At 31.2% G+C, this 14606-nt stretch carries 12 protein-coding genes; all 12 read left to right on the plus strand.

Annotated features, from left to right (window positions below; translation table 11 throughout):
- The first annotated feature begins 291 nt into the window (after positions 1–291).
- The 12 genes from K6G87_RS06365 (at position 292) to rfbB (ending at position 14435) form a co-directional block, all read left to right on the plus strand.
- Positions 292–993: a CpsD/CapB family tyrosine-protein kinase gene (locus K6G87_RS06365; RefSeq protein ID WP_296835072.1), complete on the plus strand. Its 702-nt coding sequence runs from the start codon at positions 292–294 to the stop codon at positions 991–993.
- A gap of 46 nt (positions 994–1039) precedes the next feature.
- Positions 1040–2281, plus strand: a complete 1242-nt coding sequence (cps2T, locus tag K6G87_RS06370; RefSeq protein ID WP_296835074.1) for a beta 1-4 rhamnosyltransferase Cps2T — start codon at positions 1040–1042, stop codon at positions 2279–2281.
- A gap of 21 nt (positions 2282–2302) precedes the next feature.
- Positions 2303–3484, plus strand: a complete 1182-nt coding sequence (locus tag K6G87_RS06375; RefSeq protein WP_296835076.1) for a glycosyltransferase family 4 protein — start codon at positions 2303–2305, stop codon at positions 3482–3484.
- A gap of 38 nt (positions 3485–3522) precedes the next feature.
- Positions 3523–4605, plus strand: a complete 1083-nt coding sequence (locus K6G87_RS06380) for a polysaccharide pyruvyl transferase family protein (protein WP_296835078.1) — start codon at positions 3523–3525, stop codon at positions 4603–4605.
- A gap of 46 nt (positions 4606–4651) precedes the next feature.
- Positions 4652–5773: a Coenzyme F420 hydrogenase/dehydrogenase, beta subunit C-terminal domain gene (locus K6G87_RS06385; protein ID WP_296835080.1), complete on the plus strand. Its 1122-nt coding sequence runs from the start codon at positions 4652–4654 to the stop codon at positions 5771–5773.
- A gap of 83 nt (positions 5774–5856) precedes the next feature.
- Positions 5857–6993 (plus strand): glycosyltransferase family 4 protein, encoded by a 1137-nt coding sequence (locus K6G87_RS06390; protein WP_296835082.1) that lies wholly within the window; start codon positions 5857–5859, stop codon positions 6991–6993.
- A gap of 57 nt (positions 6994–7050) precedes the next feature.
- Positions 7051–8244: a glycosyltransferase gene (locus K6G87_RS06395; RefSeq protein WP_296835083.1), complete on the plus strand. Its 1194-nt coding sequence runs from the start codon at positions 7051–7053 to the stop codon at positions 8242–8244.
- Between the two features lies 1 nt (position 8245).
- On the plus strand, positions 8246–9217 hold the full coding sequence (locus K6G87_RS06400) for a hypothetical protein (protein WP_296835085.1): 972 nt from the start codon (positions 8246–8248) through the stop codon (positions 9215–9217).
- A gap of 269 nt (positions 9218–9486) precedes the next feature.
- On the plus strand, positions 9487–10458 hold the full coding sequence (locus K6G87_RS06405; RefSeq protein ID WP_296835087.1) for a hypothetical protein: 972 nt from the start codon (positions 9487–9489) through the stop codon (positions 10456–10458).
- 30 nt (positions 10459–10488) lie between these two features.
- The gene (locus tag K6G87_RS06410) at positions 10489–11961 is read left to right on the plus strand and encodes a flippase (RefSeq protein WP_296835089.1); all 1473 of its coding nucleotides are present in this window, start codon (positions 10489–10491) and stop codon (positions 11959–11961) included.
- 131 nt (positions 11962–12092) lie between these two features.
- Positions 12093–13214 carry a glycosyltransferase family 4 protein gene (locus tag K6G87_RS06415; RefSeq protein WP_296835091.1) on the plus strand — a complete coding sequence of 374 codons (1122 nt, stop codon included), beginning with the start codon at positions 12093–12095 and terminating at the stop codon, positions 13212–13214.
- Positions 13215–13349: 135 nt separating this feature from the next.
- The gene (gene rfbB / locus K6G87_RS06420; protein WP_296835093.1) at positions 13350–14435 is read left to right on the plus strand and encodes a dTDP-glucose 4,6-dehydratase; all 1086 of its coding nucleotides are present in this window, start codon (positions 13350–13352) and stop codon (positions 14433–14435) included.
- Positions 14436–14606: the final 171 nt, after the last annotated feature.

The raw sequence follows: 14606 nt of genomic DNA on the forward strand, positions 1-14606 counted from the left end.
GTATTCGTAATTCTGTTCGCCGTAATCGCAGTAGCTTGCGTAACCTGCACATTTATTTCCCTGAAAAAAGATAAAAAGAACTAATCACAGTTACTGAGCGTGATAAAACTATCAGGCACTACTGATTTTTGAAGGTAAAAATCGGTAGTGCTAGGTTAAAGTCGGCCTTTTCTAGGGAAAATTTCGAGATATAAATAGATCTCTATTGATATGTACATATATCAATAAGATTGAAAATATATAAAAAATATTCAAAGCCTTGTTATGGCAATAAAGAAAATCGGAGTCGCTATGATAGATATTGAATTAGAAAACAAAAAGCTACCATTTGGAATGACAGAAGAAGTTAAGAACTTAAGAACCAGCATCACATTTGCAGGAGACAACATTAAGTCTGTCCTCTTCACAAGTACTATGACCAATGAAGGTAAGAGTACTATCACAATTGAGATAGCAAAGTCATTTGCAGAGCTTGGTAAAAAAGTAGTTCTTGTAGATACTGATCTTAGAAAGTCAATCCTTAATATGAAGCTTATATCAGGCAAAATGAAATTTGGTCTTACTCACTATCTGTCAGGACAGTGTGATAAAGATGATATCATCTACCATAACACGGCTAAAGGCTTCGAGAATCTCTACGTAATTCCAACAGGACCTTCAACCAAGGCACCAACTGAACTCCTCTCTACAGAGAAGCTTTCAAAACTTCTTAAAGATCTTAGAATTGATTATGACATGGTGATCATTGATACAGCGCCAATTGGAACAGTTACTGATGCAGCAATAGTAGCTCCAAGCGCAGACGGAGCTGTATTCATCATAGAGTCTGGAAAAGTAAATTTTAAAACAGCTCAAAAGGCTATAGAGAAGTTCGAAATGTCAGGCTGTAAGGTACTTGGAGTTGCTCTTAATAAGGTGGATAAGAGTAAGAATAGCTATGGATACTATAAGTATGGCAAAGAGTATGGATATGGTGATCAACCATCTAAGTAATAAATGATTGTTGTTTGATGGCTTGTATTAAAGTGGAGGACTGGATATGCAGCATGTATATGTTGTTGGAAGTAAAGGGATACCTGGTTCATATGGCGGGTATGAAACTTTTTTAGATAAATTAACAGAGTATCATCAGAATAATGCAAATATTAAATATCACATAGCATGTAAAGCAAATGGCGATGGTGTGTCACCAGAGCTTAATGCTATGCCCTTAAGATTTAAGTATCATAATGCGGATTGCTTTAAGGTTCAGGTTCCTGAAGTAGGATCTGCACAGGCAATAATATATGACTGCAGAGCACTTGAATATTGCATTAAACATATAGCGGAAAATAATATAGAAAATCCAATTGTTTATGTTCTTGCATGTAGAATTGGACCATTCTTTTCACATTATGTCAATGAGATACATAGACTTGGTGGTAAAGTTTTCGTAAATCCCGATGGTCATGAATGGATGAGAGCAAAGTGGAGTAAGCCGGTAAGAGAGTATTGGCGAATATCTGAAGCTCTTATGGTTAAGTATGCCGATCTTCTTATATGTGATTCTAAAAATATAGAAAAATATATTCAGGAAACATATAAAAAGTATAATCCTCAAACAACATATATTGCTTATGGAGCAGAGACTAAGCCAAGCACTTTAGATAATGAATCACCTGAATTATTAAATTGGTATGATGAGCACAATTTAAGAATTAAGGAATACTACTTAATGGTAGGAAGATTTGTTCCTGAGAATAATTTTGAAACGATTATACGTGAGTTCATGAAAAGTGACAGCAAAAAGGATCTTGCTATTATTACAACAAATAATGCTGCATTCCTAAAAGAACTTGATGAAAGACTTAATTTTAGTGAGGATTCAAGAATTAAGTTTGTTGGAACAGTATATAATCAGGAACTTCTCAAGAAGATACGCGAGAACGCTTATGGATATGTACATGGACACTCTGTAGGAGGAACAAATCCAAGCTTATTGGAAGCTCTTGGAGCAACTGATCTTAATCTTCTTTTAGATGTAGGCTTTAATAAGGAATGCGCAGAAGATGGGGCACTTTATTGGAATAAGGAAGAAGGTAATCTTTCTGCATTATTTAATAAATCGGATAATCTCGATAAAGAAGATATATCTCTATTGGCTCAGAAAGCTAAGAAAAGAATAGTAGAGGCATACAGCTGGAAATTTATAAGTAACAGATATGAAGAAGTACTTATAAATGCAGAAGCAACGTCAAGAGTAGCTTCATCAATAGCAATAAGTTCAATAAAGAGTGCTTGATATAAAGAAGAGGAATAGATTTTGAAAATCCTAGTTTTGCATAATTTACACAGGAAAGGCTCATCAAGTGGAGATGATCAGGTCTTTAAAGATGAAGCAAGGCTACTAGAGGAGCATGGATATACTGTAATAAGATATACGATTTCCAATGATAGCTTTGATAATGCGGGTGTTATTGGCAAGATCAAAGCATGTCTTGGAATGCTATGGTCATTTAAATGTTATAGGGAAGTTGAGAATATTATTTCTAAAGAAAGGCCTGATATAGTTCATGTTCATACATTTTTTCCATTAATGTCTCCTTCAGTACTGTATGCGGCAAAACGTAACGGATGTAAAGTTGTAGCTACACTTCATGATACCAGATTTATTTGCCCTTGTTGTACATCATTACGAGGTACAACAATTTGTAATGAATGTGGTGATGGACATTATTTCCGGATGTTTAGGTACGGATGCTTTAAAGGGTCTAAGATTCAGAGTTTAATAGTTGCATTCATTTTTAAATATCATAGAATAAGGCGCTCTTTTTATAAACAAATAGATAAGTATATTTGTCTTAATGATAATCAGATTAAACTCCTTGAAGGCATAGGCTTTGATAAGAATAAAATTGTAAAGAAATATAATTTTGTCTCTGATGCGTTACCAGAAATCAATAATGGAAAAAGTGCTAATCTACCAGAACGTTATGTTGTATTTTATGGTCGAATCGGTGAAGAAAAGGGGATCCGAGTTCTTATGAAAGCATGGGAAATCTTGGATTTGCCACTTGTAGTTATGGGAAGTGGTCCGCTCGAGGATGAGTTTAAAGAATGGGCTGATAAGAAGAATAATGTTCATTTTTTAGGATATACAGCTCATCAAGAGTGTCTAAAAATCGTAAAGAATTCTGAGTTTGTAGTATTTCCTTCGATTTGGTATGAAGGTTGTTCTATGGTTCAGATAGAAACCATGTCTTTAGGAAAAGTTCTTGTTGCTACTAATCTAGGTTTCTCCGAAGAAGCAATTAAAGAAGGATATAACGGTACTAAATTTGAGCTGGGAGATGTTGAAGATTTTATTAGAAAGATTCAACATTTATGGAACATGCCAGAAAAACTCATTGAAATGGGAAAAAATGCACGTAAGGATTTTGAAGATAAGTATCTTCCAGAAGACAATTATAATCAGTTGATGAACATATATAAATCTGTTTTGTAAAAAGTATTTTTATATAGCCTCAATTGAAAGGATAAATAGTGAAAATAGGAATATTAACTCATCATTATGTTAAAAATTTTGGTGCTTACTTACAGGCTTATTCATTAATAAATACATTGAAGAATAAGTATCCAAATGCACAGATTGAAATTATAGATTATAGAGTTGGTAAGCACGAATATAAGAACGGTATTCATTATTTTGGTTTTAAGGCCAGCCGAGGCGATACACTTTCAGGTTACTTTGGAAGAGTTGGTTTATTTTTTACTTTTTTAAAATATGAAAATAGTTTGAAACACAGTCAGCGTTTTAAAAGTTCATCTGAAATTGATCATAATAGTTATGATCTAATTATTATAGGTAGTGATGAAGTATGGAATTATAATGATATAGCATATGATCCTGTAAAGTTTGGATATGGATTGAATGGTAATGCCATTACTTATGCTGCTAGTGCAGGAAATAGCAAATATAATGAAGATATTGATCCCAAAATAATTGAAGGCTTAAATAATCTCAAAGCTATTGCTGTAAGAGATGACGTTACTGAGCAACTTGCATATGAACTAACACATCAAAAAGTAAACCGAGTATTAGATCCTGTATTTTTGTATGAATATAAATCAGAATGTAGTAAAAAGGTTGAAAGAATTGTTTCTCAAAAAGATTATATTTTGATTTATGACTGTGTTCTCAACGAGAATCAAATAAAAACACTAGTAAAGTATGCAAATGATAATAATTTGAATATTCTCGGAGCAGGTGAATATAGAAATTGGTATAGTTCTACTGATACTGTTAATATATCTCCTTTTGAATGGATATATTTATTTGAGCATGCGAAGACAGTTTTAACTGGAACGTTCCATGGTACATCATTTGCTGTTAAATACAATAAGCCATTTGCTGTATATGCAACTTTTCCGAATAGAATCAGTAAAGTCAAATCTCTTTTAAAGATGTTTGATCTGGAGAGCAGGATTGTAACAGATCCTAATACAAATCTTATTGGAATTCTAGAAAATGATATTAAATATGAAAAGGTAAATAATGTCATTGCAGATATGAAAAATCAGTCTTTGGATTATTTATTTAGTAAAGTTAATAAGTATAGTGCGTAAAAAACATACATATACCAAATTAACTATGATTATGGAGGAATAATCATTGCAATCTACAGTATGTGAACTAAATAAGTGTACGGGTTGCGCAGCTTGTCTTGAAGTTTGTAGTAAAAATGCAATAACGATCAAGGATTCATTGAAAGCATATAATGCTGTAATTGATAATGAAAAATGCGTTTCTTGCAATGCTTGTCATAAAATTTGCCAGAATAATTCACCTATTATTTCAAAGAAGCCTGAAAGTTGGTATCAGGGATGGACAAAAGATAAAGAACAACGCTTGAAATCATCTTCAGGTGGAGTAGCAACAGCACTTGCTAAATATTTTGTAGCAAACGGCGGAATAGTATGTAGCTGCATATTTAGAAATGGAAAATTTATATACGATTTTGCCGAATCATTAGAAGATGTAGAACATTTTTCTGGGTCCAAATATGTTAAAAGTAATCCAACTGGTATTTATAAAAAAATAAAAGGATATCTTTTAAATAACAAAAAGGTTTTATTTATAGGATTACCATGCCACGCTGCGGCATTAAAGAAATTTGTAGGCGAAAAAAATGCAGAGGAAAATTTATATCTTGTAGATCTTATTTGCCACGGAAGTCCATCACCTAGAAATATAACTATGTTTCTTGAAAACAAAGACAGAAATATCATTGATGTAAAGCACCTTGCATTTAGAGATAATAATAATTATAGAATTATGCTGAACGGACAAGGATTGGACACACCTGGGGTGTATGATAGTTTCTTATTAGCTTTTTTAAATGGTATCAATTTCACAGAAAATTGTTACTCATGCAACTATGCAAAGATAGAAAGAGTTACAGATATAACAATTGGAGATTCTTGGGGGAGTAGGTTGTCTGCAGAAGAGATCAAGGCTGGTATTTCTCTCATGCTTTGCCAAACAGAAAAAGGACTTAACTTATTAGAAGATTCCGGAATCGAACTTATTGATGTTAATCTGGATAATGCAGTTGCACATAACCATCAATTGGAACATCCGTATATAAAACCTACAAAATATGATAAGTTCTTTAATGTTTTATTAAAAACAAGTAATTACGACAATGCTGTAAAGGCAAGTCTTACTAGAACATATATAAATCAACAGATTAAGCGTATATTAGTAAAACTTAAGATTGTTTCGAAAAATTGAGGATACATTATCTGAAAATAAGAATAATAGTTAAGATATGAATTCTTTTATTTTATCGATAAATAATTAGGAGAGATTTTTCAATGGGTAATAAAATTCTATTTGTTAGAACAGTGCCTCAAGATTTTAATCCGAACGGATATAATGTACAAGGATTCGGACTTGGTAAAGCGTTCTGTAAAATGGGATATGATTTTGATTTTGTTTCATTTACTAAAGGAAAAGAAGAATGTTCCGTTTATTATGAGTATAACGGACATAAACTAAAGTTTATAAAGAAAAAAAGATTTAGATGGTTTAGGACTGGTATCAATTTAAATATTTTGAAAGAAGACCTAGATAAGTACGACTTTATTATAACAAATGAGTATGGCCAATACATGACATATGTTTTTTCACAAAGCAAGTTTTCCGATAAGGTTGTAATGTATTCTGGACCATACTATAACTTGTTTAAGATTCCTTTTGCTTCTCCATTCTATGATGCTCTTTTTTCAAAAAAAATAAATAAAGGGCTCAAACATAAATTTGTAAAATCCGAGTTGGCGAAAGAGTTTTTGGAGAATAAAGGCTTTACAGATTTGAAAGTTCTTGGTGTAGGCTTGGATATAGAAAGGTTTGATGCAGACATTGAGATAACTAGTGAAGTAAAAGAACTAATGTCTTATATGAATAGTAACAAATGTCTGTTATATGTAGGAGCATTGAGCGACAGAAAGAACTTCCCTTTCCTTCTTGATGTTTATAGTAAGGTTAGAAAACAAAATTCTGATGTAAAATTGGTTATTATCGGTAAAGGCAAAAAATCATATGTCAATAAATATATGAATAAACTTTCTCATGATGATAGAGAGAATATTTTCATGTTAGAAAAGGTTGATAATTCTCAATTAAAGTACATATACCCTTTGGCTAAAGTATTTTTACTTCCTTCTAAATTAGAAATTTACGGAATGGTTTTACTGGAAGCTATGTACCTTGGTGCTCCTGTTGTAACAAGTTGGAATGGCGGATCTTCAGTTTTAATTAATGGTAAAAATACTGGTCAGATTGTTAAAGAGTTTGATGTTGAACAGTGGGCGGTAGCTACACAAAAATACTTAGATGATAGTGAGTTTGCTAAAGAAGTTGCAGATAATGCCAAATCATTGATAGAAAAAGAATTTGTTTGGGATGTTCTTGCTAAGAAGATTTTAGAGGAAGTGAAAAGCACTATATAATAATTTTCAAACATTTTGGGGATGACATAAAAAAGAAGAACTGGATAAATAATTTATATGAATATTGCTTTTATTACAGAAGATATTTTTGGAATAGGTGGAGTCCAGAGGGTAGTTAGCACTCTGGCAAGTGCATTAGCTAGTGAAAATAATGTTAGTGTGATTTGCATAAAAAAAGGAATAACTATAGATCGTAATATATATAGTTTAGATTCAAAAGTAGATATTTTAAATCCTGATCAATTAAAAAAAATCAATAGTAAACAGTATTTAAAAAAAATGTTAAGGGTTTTAAATAAAAAAATCTTCGGCATGACTAATATTATTCCACTTGAATTTATGTACATCACAAAAAAAGATCAGCGATATCTAATTGATTATATCAATTCAAAGAATTTTGATTTAGTTATAGCTGTTCAGTTAAAGCTTAGTATATTGCTTGGATCAGTTTCTGAAAGATTAAAACCTAAATGTTATGGTTGGCAGCACAATACTTTTGAAGCATATTTCGAAACACCACATAGGTATTATTGGAAACAACAAAGTTTAGCTATAAAATATTTATCTAAACTAAACGGTTGCATTGTGCTTACTAAGGAAGATGAAAAAAAATACAAAGAAAAACTTGGAATTAGTGCAACATGTATATATAATCCAGTTTCCGTTGGACAGAATTTAAATGAATTTCGAGAAAAAAAACCTCTCATTTCCTTGAAAAAGAAGATTGATAAAAAGATCATTTTTGTCGGAAGACTTGTAAGAGAACAAAAGGGATTAGATTATTTAATCGAGATTATAGAAAAATGTAAATTACATAATTATACTTTTGAAATTATAGGTAATGGACCGGATATGTCATTTTTACAAAATTCTGTTAGTAAAAATGGTTTAGATAAAGTAGTCAATGTTTTAGGAGAACAAAAAAATCTTGAGAGATACTATAAGGATGCAGATTTAATTATATCGACTTCTAAGTGGGAAGGATTTGGATTGACTTTAGTAGAAGCAATGAAATATGGAGTTCCATTTGTTGCTTTTAATAATAATGGTCCATCTGAAATATTAGGAAATAATAATTGCGGAATTCTTGTTAATAAATTTAATACTGATGAGTTTGCTTCTAGTATTTCTAGAATATTGGATGACGAAAATATTTATAATGTGTATTCTCAAGCAGCATTAGATAGGTATGACGATTTTTCACCTGCTATTATTGCTCAGTATTGGATTGATTATCTTAATGGAGATTAAAATGAATAAACAATTAGGTGTTATAGTAGTTGACTATAAATCTATGAAAGAAACATGTAGTTACATTAAACTATTTTGCGAGAAAGTAATAGATTATCAAGACGTAGTATTTGTGATTGTCGATAATTCAGTTCAAGATAAGAATTATAATATTGTTTTTGATGAGTTTTGCTTTGATGGAAAATGTCAGAACTTTAGCACCACATATGCTGAGTGTAAAACAATATATAGATTTAAATACAATGGATGCATGATATTTGCATTACAAAATAAAGAAAATTCAGGATATGCCAGGGCAAATAATCTAGGTGTAGACTTTATCATAAAATCCGAAAAAATAAATGTTCCATTCTTTTTGATTTCTAATAATGACATTTTGCTAATGGACAAATTAAGGATTAGTAATTATTTAAAAGCTTTTGAAAAAGATAATAAAATAGCTGCAGTTGGGCCAAAAATAATTGATATTAATGGTAAAGTCGGTCAGTCTCCAAGAAAAAAGTTGCCAATTTGGAAATTACTGATCTTGTACAATATAAATCTTATATTTAGTAATCGATTAAAGAAGTATGTTAATGATATTGTTTATAATGCAGATAAGGGTACTTATTACTGGGTAATGGGATGCTTTTTGATAGTAGATACAAAAAAGTTTTATGAAGTGGGAATGTTTGATAATTCATCTTTTTTGTATTCTGAAGAAATGATTTTGTCGGAAAGATTAGCCCAAAAAGGATATAGTATGTATTACGACAGTGATATATCGGTATTTCATAATCATGGGAAGACTATAAACCAAGCTATTAGAACAAATACTAATGTCAAAATGCTTTATAATTCCCACAGGCTTTGTTGCACAAAGTATAGATCAGCCAGCAAACTACTAATACTAGTTTCTGATTTAATATTTAAAATCTACGAACTTCAGTTTGAATTTAAAACTTTACTTAGAAAGTGTTGTAGGAGTTTTTAATGAAGACATCTTTGTCGAAAATAATTATTACTGTTCTTTTGATATACAGTTTATTAAGTACAAGTTGCATATCGTTTGTAAGTATGGCACCTATTATTGGTGATTTAGGCAACTGGCGATTTTTAATATTTGTTTTTTCTATACTGTCTTTTGTTTTTTATATAACAAATAAGTTTAGATTTAGGACATATACCAAAAAATGCATTCACTTTTTTGATTACTATGCATTTGCTTTTTGGGTTTGTATGTTAATTATATCGTTATGGAGTATGAATAAATATGGTGAATCAATACTTGATATTATAATAACGTCTGAAGGCCAGTATTATATTTTTCTAGTACCAGCGTTTATATATGTTTTTTTTCGTAACAAAAATGAAGAGATTATTTTTGAAAAATTAAATATACTATTAGTCATAGTTATAACTATATATGTTTTTGTAAATGTATTGTATTTGGTTGCATCGATAAATCTTTTTAACCTTGCTAGTAGATTTGGTCATCTCAGATTTGATCCACCAGCTTTTGGAGGAATTATACTAATTTATAATTTATGGCTTTGTTTGACAAGAAAAAAAATAAAACCATTACTTATATTTTGTTACTATTTAATTTTTCTATTTACAATGTCTGGAACTAGAATGGAGATGATTGCTTCTATTTCTGCAGTTGTTGTGACCATATTAGTTATTAGAAAAGGGGTTGGCCCTCAAATGATATTTATTATAGCTTTGGGTTTTGCAATTGCTATTATGAGTCAACATGGAATATTTGACATAATTATACAATCTTTTGATATCAGCAATTCCCTAGGAGTTTCCACAAGAGTTCGTTTAGAGGCAATAGAGTATTTTACTTCTATTTATACGAAAAATCCTTTATTTGGTATGGGATACGTTAGAGGCGGCGTAAATGAAAATTGGGATTACATATTATATGGTCCAGTAGGGAAATATGTTTTTTCAGATTTGGGATTATATGGATTTTATTTAAAAACAGGAATGTTTTCTTTTGTTTTTGCTGGGATTCCGATTATTAGAATAATCTATATATTTATTTGTATTTGCATATCTAGAGCAAAAAAATACAATGAGAAAATGATACCGCTTTTAGCAGGGCTAGTAACTTATATGATAATATGCCAGATATCACTTTCTATTACTGATATTCAAAGAAGTATCATGTTGCCTATATATTGGGCTTTTTTTGAGTATGTTTATTACAAAGCACTAAAAATTTAAGAGTATTAAATTATATTATAGGAGTGTCATATGCATTATAATAAAAAAATTGGTATTAATGCCATTTTGAATGTTATTAAGTCTGGATTATCAATACTTTTTCCAATTGTTACTTACCCATATGCTTTACGAGTTCTTGGGGCAGAGAATATAGGTAAGGTATCATACAGTCAATCTATAATTAGTTATTTTAGTCTAATAGCTATGATGGGGATATCAACTTATGGCACTCGCGAGGGATCTAAGATAAGAAATGATAAAATAGAGTTGGATAAATTTGTAAGTGAATTGTTTTCTATTAATATTTTCACCTCTGCTTTTTCATTCTTTTTATTATTTATTTCATTATTACTTGTGGATAAGTTTAGTAATTACAGGATCTTATTGATAATTAATAGTTTGTCAATTATATTTACGACCTTTGGGATTGATTGGTTAAATCAAGTATTTGAGGATTATTTTTTTATAACTATACGTAGTATAGTAGCACATATAGTGAGTATGCTAATTCTTTTTATGTTTGTAAGAACTTCCAACGATTATATTGTTTACGCTTTTTTGGCTGTTACTACAAATATGATAATTTGCGTTAGTAATTGGTTTTATTGTAGAAAATACGTAAAAATCAAATTTACTATTACCCCTAAATGGAAAAAGCATTTAAAGCCTCTACTAACTTTGTTTGCCAATGCTATTGCTGTATCTATATATGTAAATGTTGATGTTACGATGTTGGGCTGGATAAAAGATGATTATGATGTAGGTTTATATACAGTTTCAGTAAAAATCTATTCTATTATTAAAACTATGTTAGTAGCAGTTTATGCTGTTTCTATTCCACGACTTGCAAGCTACGCGGGTGAAAATAAACTAATAGAATATAGGCGATTATATACTCGAATGTGGAAAGCGTTATCGATAATTGTAATTCCAGCAGGAGTCGGATTGATCTTGGTATCAAAAGAAGTGATGATGCTTATGGGTGGAAGTGAATATTTAGAAGCTACGCCTGCATTACAGATACTAGCATTATCATTAATATTTGCTATTTTTGGTGGACTTTTGACTGCATGTTTGAATGTAACTCTTGGAAGGGAATCAATTAATTTACAAGCTACTATAGTAAGTGCAGCTTTAAATGTTGTTCTAAACTTATTTTTTATTCAAAAGCTTAGTTTTGTTGGTGCTTCAATAACAACAGCCATATCTGAATTGTTTGTTGTTTTATTTTGTTACTTAAAAGCAAAAGATATTTCAATGTATTTAGAAAAAAATATAGTAAAAAGAGTCTTTATAAATGTAGGTATTGCCTCATCAACTATGGGCTTAACTGGATATATTTTTACTATAATTATGAAGCCAGGAATATTTAGAATGATTTGTGTTATTCCTTCATGTATATGTGTCTATATTTTAATTTTGGTTTGTTTGAAAGAAGAATCAGTATTAGAATTTTGGGGATATTTTAAGAAAAAACTTAAATACCAATGGTTATCTATGTAGCGTATGAATATTATTAAACTGAGGTTGTTTTGGTGTAAATTATGTTTTGTGACTAAGGCATCAATTGAAATTAATAAATCCTAATATATAAGTGATAAATTCTTTATGAGTATTTAAATAGGAGTCATATGATGAAAATAGCTTTTGTTAGAAGATGGGATGGAAAAAAAGAAAATACATGGTCTGGTACTCCATATGGTATTTTATCAAATTTAATGATTTTAAAACCTAATCAAATTGATGAAATACCGATAGAATATAATGCGATTCAGAAAGGAATAATTCGTTTTATTCGAGGAACCAATAAATTTTTATCAATTGATGGTTGCAATTATATTGATAATTTAATACAAGAGCATATTGTTTCTAATAGTGTCAAATGTGATAAACAACCAATAATTGTTTTCGATGAATGCATTACTAAAAAGATTAAGAATACATATCTTTTTGTTGATTGTTCAGTAGATTATGCTTTGAGAAGCATTGTATCTGGCGATGAAATTGGTAATTATGTTCCTCTTCGAAAAAAAAGATCACATTCACTCATAGGTATTCGTCATAAACGTGCTATGAGATTTTACAAAGAATGCAAAGGTATATTCACTATGGGAAATTGGTGTGCTGAAGATTTTATAAATCATACCGGTATTCCAGCTGAAAAGGTACATCCAGTTGGTGGTGGAATTAATATATCTGAAAAAGAAATAGATCATTCATTTAAAAGTGGTAATAAGTTTTTGTTTGTTGGCAAGGAGTTTGATAGAAAAAACGGACCGCTTGTTGTTGAAGCTTTTAAAATACTTAATCAAAATAATAATGGTAAATATGAACTCTATATTGCTGGTCCCAAGGAGTGGCCTTTATCAATTGATATTCCGGAAGGCGTTCATTTTTTAGGGCGAAAAAATCAAGATGAATTATCGAAGTATTACAACCTTTGCGATGTTTTTGTTATGCCTTCTATTTTTGAGGCGTATGGAATTGTTTTTGCTGAAGCTTTAATATATGGCTTACCTGTTATAGCTAGAAATGCTTTTTCTATGTGTGATTTTATTACTCATGGTGAGAACGGATATTTATTGAATGCTAATTCAGCTTTTGAGCTTTCTGAGCTAATGGATATGGCTATAAATAACGAAGAAATGAGGTCAAAAGTGATACAAGATAAAGAAAAGTACTTACTGAAATATTCATGGAAAACTGTCGCTGAAAAGATATGTAAACAGATTGAAAATGATGGATATGCAATATAGAAAGCATAATGTTCAGATTAAGGTGAGAGTTTATTTATTATTTAATGGATTCAGTGTATTTAAATCATATGGCACATAAAGTAAAAATGAAAGGATAGTATGATCTAAAGATTCATAAATATCATACAAAGAGCTATGAAAACTTATTTAATAACTGGCGGAGCAGGATTTATCGGCTCTAATTACATTCACTATATGTTCAAGAAGTATGACAATGAGATCCGCATCATTAATGTAGATGTCCTTACATACGCAGGTAATCTTGAGAACCTTCGTGATATAGAGGGAAGAGATAACTATACATTTATCAAAGCAGATATTTGCGACAGAGATGCAATCAACAAGATCTTTGAAGAGAACGACATCGACAGAGTAGTTCATTTTGCGGCTGAGAGCCATGTGGACAGATCTATTGTAAATCCTGAGGTCTTTGTTCAGACCAACGTTCTTGGAACTGCAACGATGCTCAATGCGGCAAAAAAAGCATGGGAGCTTCCTGATGGAAGTTACAAGGAGGGCAAGAAATTCCTCCATGTTTCTACTGATGAGGTCTATGGCTCTCTGGATGATGATCCAAATGCTTACTTCTATGAGACTACTCCATATTCACCCCACAGCCCATATTCAGCTAGTAAGGCAAGCTCAGATATGCTTGTAAAGGCATACATGGATACTTACAAGTTCCCAGCTAACATTACTAACTGTTCCAATAACTACGGACCTTACCAGTTCCCAGAGAAGCTCATTCCACTTATCATCAACAATGCGCTTGCTGGCAAGGATCTTCCTGTATACGGCGATGGTAAGAACGTTCGTGATTGGCTCTATGTTGAGGATCACGCCAAGGCTATCGACATGGTTCAGGAAAAGGGCAGGCTCTTTGAGACCTACAATGTTGGTGGTCACAATGAGAAGCAGAATATTGAGATCGTTAAGACTATCATCGACGTTCTTAAGGAAGAACTTGATGATTCAGATCCTAGAAAGGCACATCTTTCTTATGACCTTATCAAGTACGTAACAGACAGAAAGGGTCATGACCGTAGATACGCCATCGCACCTGACAAGATCAAGGCTGAGATCGGCTGGGAGCCTGAGACAATGTTTAACGAAGGCATCCGCAAGACAATCAAGTGGTACTTTGAGAATCAGGAATGGATGGAGCATGTAACTTCTGGTGACTACGAGAAGTATTATCAGAAGATGTACGCTAACAGGTAAATATATTTAAGTATAAATGAACTTAACTATTTTATGGACTACATGATTACTGACATAAAAAACCATTTTAATATTGATATGTTTAAAGATGTAGAATACCTGTCATTTAATGCTTTTGTAATAATAATATGCGTTTTGGTGTTCGCAGTATCAGAAGACAATATATTTTTT

It is taken from the genome of Butyrivibrio sp. (genome assembly GCF_024699075.1).